The following is a 16145-nucleotide window of genomic DNA, read 5'->3' as shown; positions in this document are numbered from 1 at the left end:
GAGAGGCTCCGAATCCATGCCCGGATCCAGCACCGCCTCGCGGTGGGGCTACTACGTCACCGGCGCGGCACTCGCGATCCTGTTCCTGTTCCCGCTGCTGTGGAGCGGGTGGGCGTCGGTGCGCACCGACACCGGGTTCGGGCTGGAGAACTACGACCGGCTCTTCACCTCCGACAACGGCATCCGGCCTCACCACGTCCTCAACAGCCTCGCGGTCAGCGCGTTGACCGTCGGCGGCACGCTGGTCGTCGCGACGCTGGGCGGCTACGCGTTCGGGCGGTTCCGCTTCCCCGGCCGTGACGCGTTGTTCCTGCTCACCCTGGCGATCCTGATGGTCCCGTACGCGACGATCCTGATCGCGCTGTACGTGCTGCTGGGCTGGTTCGGGCTGGAGGACTCGCTGATCGGGCTGAGCCTGGTGCTGATCATGTTCCAGCTGCCGTTCTCGATCTTCATGATGCGCAACTCCTTCGAGGCCGTCCCGTTGGAACTGGAGGAGGCCGCGAGGGTCGACGGCTGCAACACCTTCGGCACGCTGGTGCGGATCATGCTGCCGGCCGTCCGGCCGGGGTTGATCACGGTGGGGCTCTTCGCGTTCCTGACGTCGTGGAGCGAGTTCTTCGCACCGCTGATCCTGCTCAACTCGACCGACAAGTTCACCACCACGCTCGCCGTGGTCAACCTGCGCACCGCGAGCCACGGCTCCATCGACTACGCCGCGCTGGAGGCGGGCGTCGTCTTCATGGCCGTGCCCTGCCTGGTGCTGTTCGCCTTCATGCAGCGCAGCTACGTGCGCGGGTTCACCTCCGGTGCACTGAAAGGCTGAATCCCTGCTACTACAAGGAGTACCAACGGTGATACGACTGTGGAAAGAGCTCCTCCTCGCCTGCGTCCTCGTCGCGAGCGGCGCCGGTGTGGCCCAGGCCGGTCCCGCCCCGGTCACGGCGGCGGACACCTGGAACCCACCCGCCGACCTGGTCACACCGCTCAATCAGGTGTGGTCGCACCAGGAAAGCACCTACGGCAACCTGTACGGCTTCCGCAACTACGGCTGGGACCAGGTCTTCGCCAACGGCGGCTACCTGAACTTCTGCGTGCGGTGGGACTCGCCCGCCAAGGTCTCCGCCGCCCAGCGCGACCAGATCCACGCCCAGCTCGCCCGCCAGTACAAGAAGTGGATGGACGTCATGGCGGGCCACAACAACTGGCCCTACGCCACCGTGCCGATCAAGGTCGTCGGCTGGGCGGTGCGCGACCGCGCGCAGCTGCAGTGGACGGACAACTCGGTCGACATCTACGTCAACAACATCCGGGAGAACGCGCCGCAGTGCGCCGAGCCGTGCGGCCGGTTCTTCGTCCGCGACGGCCAGTACCGCAACTGCCCCGGCGGCGTGGCCCGCCACTACGACCAGTCGCTCTGGCTGACCGCCGGGATGGGCGGGGGAGCGGGAGGTGACTGGGGCCAGCGGATGGGCAGCGAGTACTTCCTGAACAACCTCGACGCGGACAGCGTGACGATCTTCCTGCACGAGGTCGGCCACACGTTCGGGCTGGACGACTTCTACGACTGGACGCCGTCCGGCGTCAGCAACTTCATCATGAAGGCGGGCAGTTCCGCCACCATCACCGAGTTCGACAAGTGGATGCTGCGCGACTGGTGGCGTCACCTGAAGAACCGCTACGGCCTCTGATCCACCCGCGCGACCGTCCCGTGATCCCTGCCGCGTCACGGGACGGTGGCCTCGCCCTGCCCGTTTCCGTGTCATCCCCCTGAAAGGTGACGCGCATGACCCTGCCCACTCCCAGTCGTCGTTCGGTTTTGCGGGCGGGGGTGCTCGTCGCCGCAACGGCCGCGGGCACGTTCCCCGGCGCGGTGGCCACCGCCGCTGCGGCCCGCCCGGATGCCGGCGTGTCGGCGGATCCCTTCCCACTCGGCGCGGTGGCGCTGCTCGCGGGCCCGTTCCAGTCCAACATCGCTCGCACCCACTCCTACCTGAAGTTCCTCGACCCGGACCGGCTGCTGCGCACGTTCCGGCTCAACGTCGGTCTGTCCTCTTCGGCCGTCCCTTGTGGAGGATGGGAGTCACCCACCACCGAACTGCGCGGCCACTCCACCGGCCACGTGCTCACCGCGCTGGCGCAGGCCTACGCGAGCACGGGTGACACGGCGTTCTCCACCAAGGCGAACCACCTCGTCACCCAGCTCGCCACCTGCCAGGACCGGGCCCAGACCGCGGGTTTCACCCCCGGCTACCTGGCCGCGTTCCCCGAGAGCTTCATCGCCCGCGTGGAGGCCCGCGAACCGGTGTGGGCGCCCTACTACACGCTGCACAAGATCATGGCCGGCCTGCTGGACGTCCACCTGCTCGTGGGCAACGCCCAAGCCCTCACCGTGCTCACCCGCATGGCGGGCTGGGTGCGGACCCGCAACAGCGCCCTGACCTACGCCCGGCGCCAGGCGATGCTGCAGACGGAGTTCGGTGGCATGAACGAGGTCCTGACCAACCTCTACCAGGTCACCGGCGACCCGAACCACCTCACGAGCGCCCAGTACTTCGACCACGCGGAGATCTTCGACCCGCTCGCCGCGAACACCGACGCGCTCAACGGGTACCACGCCAACACCCAGATCCCCAAGGCGATCGGTGCCCTTCGCGAGTACCACGCCACCGGGATCGTCCGATACCGCGACATCGCCTCGAACTTCTGGAACATCGTCACAGGCGGACACACGTACGCCATCGGCGGCAACTCCAACGGCGAGTACTTCAAAGCCCCCGGCCGGATCGCCTCCGAACTGTCGGACAGCACCTGCGAGTGCTGCAACTCCTACAACATGCTCAAGCTGACCCGGCAGCTGTTCCGCACCGAACCCGGCCGCGCGGACCTCTTCGACCTCCACGAGAAGGCGCTCTACAACCACCTGCTCGGAGGCCAGAACCCGAACTCCCAGCACGGGCACCACAGCTACTACGTGCCGTTGCGCCCTGGCGGCATCCGCACCTACAGCAACGACTACAACGACTTCACCTGCTGCCACGGCACCGGGATGGAGACCAACACCAAGCACGCCGACAGCATCTACTTCCAGTCCGGCAACACCCTTTACGTCAACCTCTTCATCCCCTCCGTGCTCACCTGGCCCGGACGCGGCATCACCGTCCGGCAGGACACCACGTTCCCCGACGCGGCGTCCACGAGGCTGACCATCACCGGCGCGGGAGCGATCGACCTGCGCGTCCGGATCCCGTCGTGGACCACGGGCGCCCAGCTTCGCGTCAACGGTGCGGCGCAGGCCGCCACCACACCCGGCACCTACGCGCGGATCGACCGGACGTGGTCGAGCGGGGACGTCGTCGAGCTCACCCTGCCGATGACCCTCACCAGGGAGAGCACCCCCGACAACCCGGCCGTGCAGGCGGTGAGGCACGGTCCGATCGTGCTCGCGGGCGCGTACGGCACCACCAACCTCACGTCGATGCCCACCCTTCAGCCGTCGACGCTCCGGGCGACCCAGACTCCGTTGCAGTACACCGCGACCGCGAGCACCGGCCCGGTCACGCTCTCGCCGTTCCACCGGCTGCACGGCCAGCGGTACACCGTCTACTGGAACGTCGGGGAGACACCCCCACCGCCGCCGTTCGTGGCGCACTACCCCTTCGACGCGGGATCGGGCACCACCGCCGCGGACGCCACGGGCAACGGCCGCACCGCCACCCTGGCAGGCGGCGCCGGTTGGACCACCGGGCGCTCCGGGGGCGCTGCCGACCTCAACGGCTCCAGTGCGCACGTCGTGCTGCCCGCCGGGTTGCTGGCCGGCGCGACCGCGTTCAGCGTGGCGGCCTGGGTGAGGCTCGACGCGGTCACCACGTGGGCGCGGGTGTTCGACCTCGGGGCGGGCACCGGCGCGTACCTGTTCCTCACCCCGCGCAGTTCCGCCGGTGGCGCGAGGTTCGCCATCACCGGCACCGGCGCCGCGGGGGAGCAGCAGATCAACTCCGCGTCCCCGCTACCGGCCGGGGTGTGGACGCACGTGGCCGTGACGCAGCAGGGGGATCTGGGCGTCCTGCACGTGAACGGCGCCGAGGTCGCGCGCAACTCCGCGATGACGGTGCGCCCGGCGGCGCTCGGTGGCACGGGTCAGAACTGGATCGGCCGCTCGCAGTACGCGGGCGACCCCTACCTCGACGGCGCGGTCGACGGCTTCCGCGTGTACAGCCGCGCCCTGTCCGCGACCGAGGTCGCGGACCTGCACGCGACCGGCCAGTAGCTCGTCCTCCAGCTGAAGGAGAAGCCATGCCGTTCCGGCACAGGGCGGTGAAGCTGGGCGCCGCGATCGCACTCGCGACCAGTGCGCTCGTCACGCCTTCCGCAGACGCGTCGAACCCGATCGTCACCTCCTACTACACCGCCGACCCTGCGCCACTCGTCGTCGGCAACACCTTGTACATCTACGCGGGCCGCGATGAAGCCGCCCCGGGAGGCAACAACTTCCTGATGCGCGAGTGGCGGGTGCTGTCTTCGACCGACGCCGCCTCGTGGACCGACCACGGCGCCAAGGCGAACATCGGCACGTTCAAGTGGGCCGGCGCGGACGCGTGGGCCAGCGAGGTGGAACCCCGCAACGGCAGGTACTACTGGTACACCTCGGTCAACGGCAACGGCGCCGGGTGGATGGACATCGGCGTCGCCGTCGGCGACAGTCCGCTCGGACCGTTCACCGACGCCAAGGGCGGGCCGCTGGTCAGCGACAGCACCCCGAACTCGTCGGGCCTCAACATCGATCCCACGGTGTTCACCGACGACGACGGCCAGGCCTACCTGTACTGGGGCGGCTACTGGGGCGTCCGCGCGGCGAAGCTCAAGCCGAACATGATCGAGCTGGACGGCCCGGTCGTCACGCCCACGGGGCTGACGGACTACTGGGAAGCGCCGTGGATGTTCAAGCGCAACGGCCTCTACTACATGATCTACGCCGCCAACGACACCAACGGCTGCGTGACGTCGTCGAGCTACGCGTGCCAGCGGTACGCCACCGCGACCAGTCCTCTCGGCCCGTGGAGGCACCGCGGCGTCGTGCTCGGCCAGGTCTCCTCGACCACGAACCACGCGGGCGTCGTCCAGTTCAACGGGCAGTGGTACATGGTCTACCACAACGCGAACGCGCCGGGCGGCGGCAACTTCCGCCGGTCCGTCGCGGTGGACCTGCTGAACTTCAACGCCGACGGCACGATGCAACGGGTCACGCAGACCACCACCGGGCCACCGCCCAACCCCGGCACGGGAACCGGGCCGGGCACCAACCTCGCGCCGTCGGCGACCCGGTCCACCTCCTTCGTCTCGGCCTGGGAGAACCTGGCGGCGATCAACAACGGCGGTGTGCCCGCGAACTCGGCGGACCGGGGCAACCTCGCGTACGGCAACTGGCCGGAGCGGGGCACGCAGTGGGTCGAGTACACGTGGCCTTCGAGCCGGTCGATCAACAAGGTCGCCACCTACTGGTTCGACGACGGCCAGGGCATCGACCTGCCCGCCTCCTGCCAGGTCCAGTACTGGAACGGCACCTCCTACGTGCCGGTGCCCGGCCAGTCGGGCTGCGGGGTGGCGGGGAACACCTTCAACACCACCACGTTCACCGCCGTCACCACCACCCGGCTGAGGCTGAGCATCACCTCCGCACCGGACCACTCCACCGGAGTCCTGGAATGGCAAGCGTTCCAGGCCTGACCGCTCATCCTCGGAGGTGCACGACATGACCCTCATCAGACGCGCCAAGCGGGCGAGGTGGGTGGCGGTGCCTGCCGCGATCCTCGTCCTGGCGGGCGCCACGGTTCCCCTGACCACCGCTCACGCGGCGCAGACCATCGGCTACCCCACGTTCTCCGGACCCGCCATCCCCGCCGCCCCCGTCGGCTACAGCACCGGCAGCACCATGAAAGCCATCTACGACGCGGAAAGCGCCGGAACCGACTTCTGGATGGACCGGCTGCTCGCCCGGCCCGGCAACGACCCGGCGGGCACGTGGCTGATGACCCGCGGCCGCGGCCTGTACATGAACACCCACAACCCCGGCGTCATCGGCTTCGGCGGCAACGCCGCCTACTGGGACAACATCAGCGGCCAGAACGCCTACGCCGTCACGATCTCGCCCGGGACGTTCGCGGAGCAGACCAGCGGCCGCGTCCAGATGCCCAGCCACTGGAAAGGGGTGTTCACCAGCGGATCGCTGCGGGTCGACATGGCGAAGTTCATCACCCACAACAACGTCGCCGTCACGAACCTGACGATCACCAACAACGGCAGCGCGTCCTCCACGCTCCAACTGCGGGCGACCTCGCCGTACGCGACCACCGCCTCCGGTTCCGAACTGACCGGCAGCAGGCTCGTGAAGAACAACCTGACCACCATCCGCCCGCGCCTGTCCGGTGACGGGTTCACCGTCGCGAGCGGCGGTCTGGACCGTTCGATCACCGTCCCCGCGGGGCAGACCGCGACGACCAAGGTCGTGATGGGGTTCCTCACCGACGAGATCCCCGAGTCGGCGACGGAGTACAACGCCTACCGCGGCTACACGCCCGCGACGGCGTTCGCGACCCACGTGCGGGCCTACAACCGCTGGTGGGCCGACAACATCCCCTACATCGACGTGCCCGACCCGGCCATCAAGAAGAGCATCTACTACCGCTGGTGGCTGATGCGGTACAACCACCTCGACGTCGACATCCCCGGCCAGGACTACCAGTTCCCGGTGTCGATCGAGGGCGTCACCGGCTACAACAACGCGATCGCCCTGACCCAGCCGATGCACATCGACGACCTGAAGTACCTGCGCGACCCGGTCTACTCCTACGGCCCGTGGCTGTCGGCGGGCCAGACGTCCAGGGGCGGCCGGTTCATGGACAACCCCGGCGACCCGGAGAACTGGTCCAACTCCTACACCCAGTACATCTCCGAAGCCGCGTGGCGCAGCTACCAGGTCCACGGGGGTCAACCCGTGATCGCGGGCACCCTGGCCAGATATGCCGAAGGCGACGCCAAAGGCCAGCTGTCCTATTACGACTCCAACAACAACGGCGTCATCGAGTACGACTGGGGCGCCTTGACCGGCAACGACGCGGACGCGGTCTCCTTCGACTGGCGCCCCGGGAAGCTCGACCGCGCCGAGACCGCGTACGTCTGGAGCGGCGCGGTGGCCGCGCAGCAGGCCTACGCGACCGTCGGCAACACCGCCAAGGCCGCCGAGATGCAGGCACTGGCCGACCGCATCCGCAACGGCGTGATCTCCACCCTGTGGAACCCCGGCCGGAGGCTGCTGGAGCACAAGCACGTCGCCACCGACACCCACGTGCCGTGGAAGGAGATCAACAACTACTACCCGTACTCGGTGGGCCTGATGCCCAACACCGAGCAGTACCGCGAGGCCCTGCGGCTGTTCGACGACCCGGCCGAGTACCCGGTCTACCCGTTCTACACCGCGAACCAGCGCGACAAGGCCGCCGCCGCGGCCGCGGGTTTCCCCGGCAGCAACAACTTCTCCACGATCAACTCCACGGTGCAGTTCCGGTTGTACTCCTCGGTGCTGCGCAACTACCCGAACCAGTGGATGTCGAACGAGGACTACAAGAAGCTGCTCTACTGGAACGCCTGGTCCCAGTACGTCGGCGGCAACACGCAGTGGCCTGACGCCAACGAGTTCTGGGCGGACTGGAACGCCGGCTCGCGCACCATCGACTACCGGTCGTGGATCCACCACAACATCCTCGGCAGCAGCAACTGGACCATCATCGAGGACGTCGCCGGTCTGCGTCCGCGCAACGACGCCCAGGTGGAGCTGTCGCCGATCACCATCGGCTGGTCGCAGTTCGCGGTGAACAACCTGCGCTGGCGCAACATGGACCTCAGCGTCGTGTGGGACGACCCGGCCGACGGCGTCACCCGCTACGCGGGCGTTCCCCAGGGATATTCGGTGTACCTCAACGGAACGCGCGCCTTCACCGTCGACCGCCTCACCAAGGTGCTCTACAACCCGGCCACGGGCTCGGTCACGTTCCCGTCCGGGGCGGGCGTGGTCAACTACAGCACGGCGATCTCCGGGGCGCAGGCGCCGCAGAACGTCGTGCAGAACAGCAGCCGCATCGTCGACGTGTTCGCCAAGGCGGGCGCCGACCTCACGTCGACGACGCCCAACCTGGCCCAGGGCGCAGCCGTGACCGCCTCGTACACGGCTTCAGGCACCTCGGCCGGGGCCGCGGTGGACGGGTTCCCGATCAACGATCCCGTCTGGGGGAGTTCCGGCTCGCCCAACGGCACGGACTCCTACGAGCTCGACCTCCGGCAGTCCCGCACGGTCGACGAGGTGCGGCTGTACTTCCGGGACGACCGCGCGGGCAACCGCTACCGGGCCCCGGCCTCGTACAACGTCCAGTACTGGAACGGACGCACGTGGGTCGACGCCGCCGCCCAGTCGAGATCGCCCGGCACCCCGAAGGCCAACTACAACGTCGTCCGCTTCACCCCGGTGGGTGCGCAGCGGATTCGGGTGCAGATGACCCATGCCCCGGGTTTCAAGACGGCGCTGACCGAGGTGAAGGTCTACAACCGGGGCGGGGGAACCGATCCGGGGCCTGGGCCGGCGAACCTGGCGCTGACCGCGACCCCTTCGGCGTCCTACACGTCGGCGTGGGAGAGCGTGACCGCCTTGAACGACGGGATCGACCCGCCCTCCTCCAACGACACGGTCAACCCGCGGTGGGGAACGTGGCCCAACACCGGGGAGCAGTGGGGTGAGCTGACCTGGGCGACGGCGCAGACCGTGAAGTCCGCGCAGGTCTACTTCTTCGACGACAACGGGGGAGTGCGCCTGCCGGCGTCGTGGAAGCTCCAGTACTGGACCGGCACCGCCTACGCGGACGTGCCGGGAGCGAGCGGCTATCCGGCCACGATCGACCGGTACAACCAGGTCACCTTCAGCGGGGTCAGCACCACCCGGCTGCGGGCGGTGCTCCAGAGCGGCGCGAACTCGGTCGGCGTGCTGGAGGTGAAGGCCTTCGGCTGACCGGCGTCAGGACCGCTGATCACCGCGGTCCAACGGCCCTGACATCGGTGGTGTCGCCGGTGTCAGGGCCGTGACAGCTCTGTGTCCGGCCTGTCGGCGAACGTGGAACAACAACCACGGAAGCCGACAACGGGAGACACGACATGTCCACGTTCACCACGCCGAACCCGATCACCGCCACGCTGACCACCGCAGGTGCCCGTGTGCGGATCGCCGCTAGTGAGCGGGCGGACACGGTGGTGCGGGTCGAGCCTGTCGACAGCGCGAACCCGAAGGACGTGAAGGTCGCCGAGAAGACCAAGGTCGACTTCGCCGGCGGCGTGCTGGCGGTCAAGACGACCAAGTCGGGTGACCGGAACGGCTCCGTCGCCATCACGATCGAACTGCCGGCCGGATCGAGCCTGATCCTGAACACGGCGTGGACGGAGGTGCGGGCGGACGGAGTGCTCGGCGACTGCGAGGTCAACATCGGGTCGGGGCAGGTCCGGCTCGACCGCGTCGCCGCGCTGCGGGGCAACCTCGGGGCGGGCGGGCTCGCGGTCGGGCACGTCAGCGGATCCGCCGCGATCGAGGGCAGTTCGGCCGGTGTGCGGATCGGTGAGGTCGAGGGCGTCGTCAGGTACCGGGGAACGACCGGGAAGGTCTGGATCGGCCATGCCCGGTCGGACGTCGATCTGGGCGGCTCGAACGGCAGCTTCGACATCGGCCGGGCCGACGGTGGCGTCGTCGCGAAGGCGGCCGGCTGTCCTATCCGGATCGGACGGGTCACGCGTGGCCGGGTGGAGGCGATGAACGCCTCCGGTGGCATCGAGATCGGTGTCAGCGAGGGCACCTCCGCCGAGGTCGACGCGAAGAGCACGAAGGGCCTGGTGCGCAGCACGGTGTTCACGCAGGACAACCCCGAGGTCGAGGTCCATGCCCGCACGCGGCTCGACGACATCGTCATCCACCGCGTTGCCGCCTGAGTCCGGTGTCAGGGCACTGTCAGCCGGTCGTGGCAGGATCGGGCAGGTGCAGATCGGGATTCTGGGGCCGTTCGAGGTTCGTGCGGACGACGGCACTCTCGCGGAGGTACCTGGTGCACGGCTGCGTGCGCTGCTGATCGCCCTCGCGCTCCAACCGGGTCGCGTGGTCCCGAAGGCGGCGCTCGTCGACTGGATCTGGGGCGAGAACCCGCCTGCCGACGCGGCGAATGCTTTGCAGCGCTTGGTTTCCCGGCTGCGCAAGGCGCTGCCGGACCCGTTGGTCGAAGGGATGACGGACGGGTACCGCCTGGCGGTGGATCCCGATGCCGTGGACGCGGTGCGGTTCGAACGCCTCGGCGCCCGTGCTCGTGCCGACGAGGGATCGCTGCGAGTCCAGCGGCTGCGTGACGCTCTCGATTTGTGGCGTGGCCCTGCCTTGCAGGACGTCGGTCTGCAGGAGAGCGCGGCGTTCGACGCCGCGGTCACCCGGCTCGAAGGGCTGCGCCTGGCCGCCGTGGAGGACCGGTTCGACGCGGAGATCAACCTCGGCCGGGGCGCGGAGCTGGTCGCGGAACTGACCGACCTGGTGGCCGCGAATCCGGTGCGGGAGAAACTCGTCGCCGCGCTGATGCGCGCACTCGTCGCGGCCGGCCGCACCAGCGAGGCGCTGCACGCCTACCAGCGCACGAGGGAAGCCCTGGCCGACGAGCTGGGCGTCGATCCCTCACCGGAGCTGTCCGCGCTGCACGTCGCGCTGCTGCGCGGCGAGGTCGGGCGCGGCGAGGTCGGGCGCGGTGAGGAGAACCGCAAGACCAACCTGCGCGCCGAGTTGACGAGCTACATCGGCAAGGACGCGGATGTCACCGCGGTGCGCGAGCTGGTCGCCGGCCATCGGCTCACCACCCTGATCGGACCGGGAGGCTCGGGAAAGACGAGGCTGGCCACGGAGACCGCGCGCACGCTGCTCGGCGACCTGCCGGACGGGGTGTGGCTGGTGGAGCTCGCCCCTGCCGGCCCTGGAAGTGACGTGGCGCAGCCGGCGCTCGCCGCGCTCAGCCTTCGCGACGCGCTGCTTGGTGAGGCGACGAGCGCGGAGCCGCTGGAGCGGCTCATCTCCGCGATCCGCGAGCGCGAGGCGCTGCTCGTGCTGGACAACTGCGAGCACGTGATCGAGTCGGCGGCGACGTTCGCTCATCGGCTGCTGGGGGAGTGCCGGCGGCTGCGAATCCTGGCGACCAGCAGGGAGCCGCTCGGCATCACCGGTGAGGCGTTGTGGTCGGTCGGGCCACTGGACCTGCCGGCGGCGGTGCAACTGCTGCGGGAACGAGCGGCCGCCGTGCGCACCGACCTCGTGGTTGACGCCGGCACGGTGGCGACGATGACGCGCGTCTGCCGGGCGTTGGACGGGATGCCGCTCGCGATCGAACTGGCCGCGGCCAGGTTGCGCACCATGTCCGTCGACCAGCTGGCCGCCCGGCTCGACGACCGGTTCCGCCTGCTGACCGGGGGCAGCCGCACCGCGTTGCCCCGCCACCGGACGTTGCGCGCCATGGTCGACTGGAGCTGGGAGCTGCTGACCAACGCCGAACGGGTGGTGCTGCGCAGGCTCGCGGTGTTCGCCGGCGGGGCGAGCCTGGAAGCGGCCGAGCGGGTGTGCGTGGGCGGTGGGCAGAGCGCGGTCGAGGAGCACGAGGTCCTGGACCTGCTCACCTCGCTGGCGGAGAAGTCGCTGCTGGTCGTCAGCGACGACGGCGCGCCGCGGTACCGGATGCTCGGCACGATCAGGGAGTACGCCGCGCACCGGCTCGCCGAGGCGGGGGAGTCGGAGCCGGCGCGGCAGGCGCACCTCGCCTGCTTCACCGAACTCGCCGAAACAGCGGCCCCGCACCTGCTCCGCGCCGAACAGCTCACCTGGCTCGCCACGCTGAACGCCGAGCACGACAACATCAGTGCCGCGATGCGTGGCGCACTCGCGGCCGGTGAAGCGCACGCGGCGATGCGGCTGGCGGCGGCCGCCGGTTGGTACTGGTGGCTCGTCGGGCACAAGTCCGAGGGCCTGGAGCTGATCCTCGCGGCCACCGAGACGCCGGGCGAGGTGCCCGACGAGATCCGGGCCTGGGTGTACGGCCTCGTCGTGACGTTCGTGAGCTCCGGGCTGGGCGACGAACGCCAGGCGGAGGAGTGGATCCACAGGACCTACGAGCTCTACCAGGCCGGTCAGGACCACCACCCGCTGCTGGGACTGGTCGCCCCGCTGGAACGCATGCTGCGGGAGCCGGACGCGGCTCCGTCCGCGTGGGAGGAGTCGCTGGACAGCGAGGATCCCTGGGTACGCGCGATGGGCAGGCTGCACCTCGGGAAGATGCGGATCGCGGTCGGCCAGGGCGGGCGGGAGGCGGACGAGTACCTGGAGGAGGCGCTCGTCGAGTTCCGGGTGCTCGGCGAACGGTTCGGGATCTCGTTCGCCCTGACCGAGCTGGCGGAGCGGATCGCGACGCGCGGCGAGTTCGCTGAGGCGTGTGAGCACTACGAGGAGGCGATCGCGATCGTCGTCGAGGTCGGTGCGATCGACGACGTCATCCGGATGCGCGCGCGGCAGGCTCAGCTGTACTGGCTGCTGGGGGACAAGGACGCGAGCGTGGCCGCCATGGCCGAGGCCGGGCGCTGTGCGGAAGGCGTCACCTGGCCGGACGCGCTCGCCATGCTGGCTCTCGCGAAGGCGGACCTCGCCCGGTGGAGCGGCGATGCCGACGCGGCGTACGAACACCTCGGTGTCGCGACCGCCGTGTGGGGCGCCGACGCGAGGCAGGTGACCATTCGCGCCGTGACACACGTGCTGCTCGGCTGCCTGACCGACGATCTCGGCGAGGCCGGGGAATTTCTCGCCGACGCCTGCCAGGCGGCGGCCGAGGTGGGGTACGCGCCGACGATCGCGCAGGTGCTCGTCGCGGTCGCGGACCTGGCACTGCGCCGCGGCCGGCACGAGCAGGCCGCCCAGCTGCTCGCGGCGAGCACCGCCGTGCGAGGACTTCCGGATCGTTCCCACCCCGACGTGGACCGGATCGAGCGGGCAGCACGAAGCCACCTCGGAGACGCGGCGTTCGACGCGGCGGCTCAGGTGGGTGCGACGACGAGCTGGAACGACCTGGCGGCGGTCGCACTCGATTCCTGACAGGCCGGGCTGACACCGGCACGGCCCGTGTCAGCGCCGTGACAGTCCCGTGTCCGGCTGGTCGGCGACCGTGGTGGCATCAACCACCACGAAGGGAATCCGATGAGCCACACGGCTTCTGCCCTGCAGGGTCTGCCGACGGACCGCGACGCCGGCCCGTTCGACCCGCCCAGCCGGATCACCGCCGTCCGCGCGGCCCGGCCCGTCAGCCCCATGGTGTTCCCCGACGGTCACGAGGGCTGGCTGGTCACCGGGTACGACGTGGTGCGTCAGGTCATGGCCGACACCCGGTTCAGCAACCGCCAGGACATCGGCGTGATCCACGTGCCGTACGAGACTCCTGGTATGCCGGTCGCCACTGAACCGTCCCCGCAGACACCGGGCCTGTTCGTCAGCATGGACCCGCCGGACCACACCCGGCTGCGCCGCAAGCTCACCGGCGCGTTCACGGTCAAGCGGATGAAGCAGCTCGAAGAGGGCATCATCGCGATCACCGAGCGGCAGCTGGACGAACTGGCTCGCCTGACCCCGCCGGCCGACCTGGTGAAGGAGTTCGCCCTGCCGGTGCCGTCGCTGGTGATCTGCGAACTGCTCGGCGTCCCCTACGCGGACCGCGAGACCTTCCAGTCGAACTCCTCGAAGTTCATGGAGAGGAACGTGACGCTGGAGGACAAGATCGCCGCGGTCGGCGCGATGTTCGGCTACCTCGCCGAACTGGTGACGAGCAAGCGCGCCGACCCCGGTGAGGACATCCTGTCGGACCTGGCCCGCGACGAGGACCTCACCATCGAGGAGCTGTCAGGGATGGCGTTCCTGCTGCTGCTCGCGGGCCACGAGACCACCGCGAACATGCTGGCGCTCGGCACCTTCGCGCTCCTGGAACACCCCGCACAGCTGGACGAGCTGCGCGACAACCAGGATCTGCTCCCCGACGCCGTCGAGGAGCTCATGCGCTACCTGTCCGTGGCCGACATCTTCTTCCGCTACGCCACGGAGGACGTCGAACTCGGCGGCGAGACCATCCCCGCCGGATCCACCGTCGTCGTCTCGCTGCTGGCCGCCAACCGCGACCCGCACCGGTTCGAGAACCCGGACGTTCTGGACGTGCACCGCAAGGTCCGCGGTCAGGTCGCCTTCGGGCACGGCATCCACCAGTGCCTCGGCCAGCAGCTGGCCCGCATCGAGATGCGCGCCGGCTTCGAGGGACTGCTGCGCCGCTTCCCGACCTTGCGGCTCGCCGTTCCCGCCGGCGACGTGAAGCTCAAGACCGACATGCACATCTACGGCGTCCACGAACTTCCGGTCACCTGGAGCGCCCGATGACGACACCACCCGCTATCCACGTGCAAGGCCTGGAGAAGTCCTACAAAACGCTGAACGTGCTGCGCGGCGTGGACTTCGACGTGGCGCGGGGCAGCATCTTCGCGCTGCTCGGCTCGAACGGCGCAGGCAAGACCACGGTCGTGAAGATCCTCTCCACACTGCTGAAAGCCGATGCGGGGACCGCCCGCGTCCACGGCTTCGACGTCACCACGCAGGCCCCGAACGTGCGGGAGTCCATCAGCCTCACCGGGCAGTTCGCCGCCGTCGACGAGATCCTCAGCGGCAGGGAGAACCTCGTGCTCGTCGCGCGGCTGCGGCACCTCCAAGGTCCAGGCAAGATCGCGGACGATCTGCTGGCCCGGTTCTCGCTGACCGACGCGGGCGCGCGGAGGGTGTCGACCTACTCGGGCGGCATGCGCCGCCGCCTCGACATCGCGATGAGCCTCGTCGGGAACCCGCCGGTCATCTTCCTCGACGAGCCGACGACCGGGCTCGACCCCGAAGGACGCCTCGAGGTGTGGCAGGCCGTCCGCGAACTCGCCGGCCAGGGCACGACGGTGCTGCTCACGACGCAGTACCTGGACGAGGCCGAACAGCTCGCCGACCGGATCGCGATCCTGCACGAGGGCCGGATCATCGTGAACGGCACCCTCACCGAACTCAAGCAGCTGCTCCCGCCCGCCAAGCTCGAGCACGTCGAGAAACAACCGACCCTCGAAGAAGTCTTCCTCGCGCTGGTCGGTGCCCGCAAGGACACGACGCCGAGTGAGGAGCGATGATGACCAAGCACTTCTTCGTCGACACGACCGTCCTGTTGGGACGGTCCCTGAGTCACATCACGCGCAGCCTGGACACCATCCTCACGACCGTCATCACGCCGATCGCCATGATGCTGATGTTCGTCTACGTGTTCGGCGGCGCGATCCAGACCGGCTCCGCCTCGTACGTGAACTACCTGCTGCCCGGCATCCTGCTCATCACGGTGGCGTCCGGCATCGCCTACACCGCGTTCCGGCTCTTCATGGACACGCAGAGCGGCATCTTCGAGCGGTTCCAGTCCATGCCGATCGCGCGGTCGTCGGTGCTGTGGGCGCACGTGCTGACCTCCCTGGTCGCCAACCTGCTCTCGCTCGTGGTCGTCGTGCTCGTCGCTCTGCTCATGGGCTTCCGCTCGGGGGCGGGACCACTGGCGTGGCTCGCGGTCACCGGCATCCTGATCCTGTTCACCCTGGCGTTGACGTGGCTCGCCGTCATCCCCGGTCTCACGGCGAAGTCCGTGGACGGCGCGAGCGCGTTCTCCTACCCGCTGATCTTCCTGCCGTTCCTCAGCTCGGCGTTCGTGCCCACCGAGACCATGCCCGGCCCGGTGCGCGCCTTCGCCGAGAACCAGCCGGTGACGTCCATCGTCAACGCCATCCGCGCCCTGTACATGGAGCAGCCGGTCGGCAGCGACATCTGGATCGCACTCGCCTGGTGCGTCGGCATCCTCGTCGTCGGATACGTCCTCGCCACGATCACCTACCGCCGCAAGATCTCCTAGCTTGAGTTTTAACCTCTGAGTGGCTGGGTGAGACCCCGGGTGATCATGGGTGAAGCCCTTGGTCGATTCTTCTTCTTGCGACAGACGAAG

Annotated in this window: 10 protein-coding genes; all 10 read left to right on the top strand. The window is 69.2% G+C overall.

What is annotated here, in order from left to right:
* Window positions 1-16 precede the first annotated feature (16 nt).
* The 10 genes from AB0M48_RS44735 to AB0M48_RS44690 all read left to right on the top strand — a co-directional run bounded on the left by AB0M48_RS44735 (window position 17) and on the right by AB0M48_RS44690 (window position 16055).
* On the top strand, window positions 17-826 hold the full coding sequence (locus AB0M48_RS44735; protein WP_363855216.1) for a carbohydrate ABC transporter permease: 810 nt from the start codon (window positions 17-19) through the stop codon (window positions 824-826).
* A 28-nt stretch (window positions 827-854) separates the two neighbouring features.
* Window positions 855-1691, top strand: coding sequence for a hypothetical protein (locus tag AB0M48_RS44730; protein WP_363855213.1), 837 nt, complete (start codon window positions 855-857; stop codon window positions 1689-1691).
* A gap of 95 nt (window positions 1692-1786) precedes the next feature.
* A complete protein-coding gene (locus tag AB0M48_RS44725; protein ID WP_363855210.1) occupies window positions 1787-4270 on the top strand; it encodes a beta-L-arabinofuranosidase domain-containing protein in 2484 nt (827 codons plus the stop codon).
* Between the two features lie 26 nt (window positions 4271-4296).
* Window positions 4297-5727, top strand: a complete 1431-nt coding sequence (locus tag AB0M48_RS44720; RefSeq protein ID WP_363855207.1) for a glycoside hydrolase family 43 protein — start codon at window positions 4297-4299, stop codon at window positions 5725-5727.
* A gap of 25 nt (window positions 5728-5752) precedes the next feature.
* Window positions 5753-9055 (top strand): discoidin domain-containing protein, encoded by a 3303-nt coding sequence (locus tag AB0M48_RS44715; protein WP_363855204.1) that lies wholly within the window; start codon window positions 5753-5755, stop codon window positions 9053-9055.
* Window positions 9056-9198: 143 nt separating this feature from the next.
* Complete coding sequence (locus tag AB0M48_RS44710) at window positions 9199-10020, top strand: DUF4097 family beta strand repeat-containing protein (protein WP_363855201.1); 822 nt, start codon at window positions 9199-9201, stop codon at window positions 10018-10020.
* A 46-nt stretch (window positions 10021-10066) separates the two neighbouring features.
* On the top strand, window positions 10067-13192 hold the full coding sequence (locus AB0M48_RS44705) for a BTAD domain-containing putative transcriptional regulator (RefSeq protein WP_363855198.1): 3126 nt from the start codon (window positions 10067-10069) through the stop codon (window positions 13190-13192).
* A gap of 102 nt (window positions 13193-13294) precedes the next feature.
* Window positions 13295-14515 (top strand): cytochrome P450, encoded by a 1221-nt coding sequence (locus AB0M48_RS44700; protein ID WP_363855195.1) that lies wholly within the window; start codon window positions 13295-13297, stop codon window positions 14513-14515.
* Entirely contained in the window at window positions 14512-15294 is a 783-nt protein-coding gene (locus AB0M48_RS44695) for an ATP-binding cassette domain-containing protein (RefSeq protein WP_363855192.1), read from the top strand. The genes AB0M48_RS44700 and AB0M48_RS44695 overlap by 4 nt, the downstream gene beginning before the upstream one ends.
* Window positions 15294-16055: an ABC transporter permease gene (locus AB0M48_RS44690; protein ID WP_363855189.1), complete on the top strand. Its 762-nt coding sequence runs from the start codon at window positions 15294-15296 to the stop codon at window positions 16053-16055. Before AB0M48_RS44695 ends, AB0M48_RS44690 begins: the two co-directional genes overlap by 1 nt.
* Window positions 16056-16145: the final 90 nt, after the last annotated feature.

Origin of the sequence: Lentzea sp. NPDC051208, from assembly GCF_040682435.1 — a bacterium.
In the GTDB taxonomy this organism is placed as follows: domain Bacteria; phylum Actinomycetota; class Actinomycetes; order Mycobacteriales; family Pseudonocardiaceae; genus Lentzea; species Lentzea kristufekii.
This window is presented reverse-complemented; position numbering and strand designations above follow the sequence as displayed.

Excerpts from the sequence above, each read along its gene's own strand:
- AB0M48_RS44720 (WP_363855207.1), top strand. The coding sequence starts at position 4,297 with ATGCCGTTCCGGCACAGGGCGGTGAAGCTGGGCGCCGCGATCGCACTC.
- AB0M48_RS44700 (WP_363855195.1), top strand. The coding sequence starts at position 13,295 with ATGAGCCACACGGCTTCTGCCCTGCAGGGTCTGCCGACGGACCGCGAC.
- AB0M48_RS44715 (WP_363855204.1), top strand. The coding sequence starts at position 5,753 with ATGACCCTCATCAGACGCGCCAAGCGGGCGAGGTGGGTGGCGGTGCCT.
- AB0M48_RS44735 (WP_363855216.1), top strand. The coding sequence starts at position 17 with ATGCCCGGATCCAGCACCGCCTCGCGGTGGGGCTACTACGTCACCGGC.
- AB0M48_RS44690 (WP_363855189.1), top strand. The coding sequence starts at position 15,294 with ATGACCAAGCACTTCTTCGTCGACACGACCGTCCTGTTGGGACGGTCC.
- AB0M48_RS44695 (WP_363855192.1), top strand. The coding sequence starts at position 14,512 with ATGACGACACCACCCGCTATCCACGTGCAAGGCCTGGAGAAGTCCTAC.
- AB0M48_RS44725 (WP_363855210.1), top strand. The coding sequence starts at position 1,787 with ATGACCCTGCCCACTCCCAGTCGTCGTTCGGTTTTGCGGGCGGGGGTG.
- AB0M48_RS44710 (WP_363855201.1), top strand. The coding sequence starts at position 9,199 with ATGTCCACGTTCACCACGCCGAACCCGATCACCGCCACGCTGACCACC.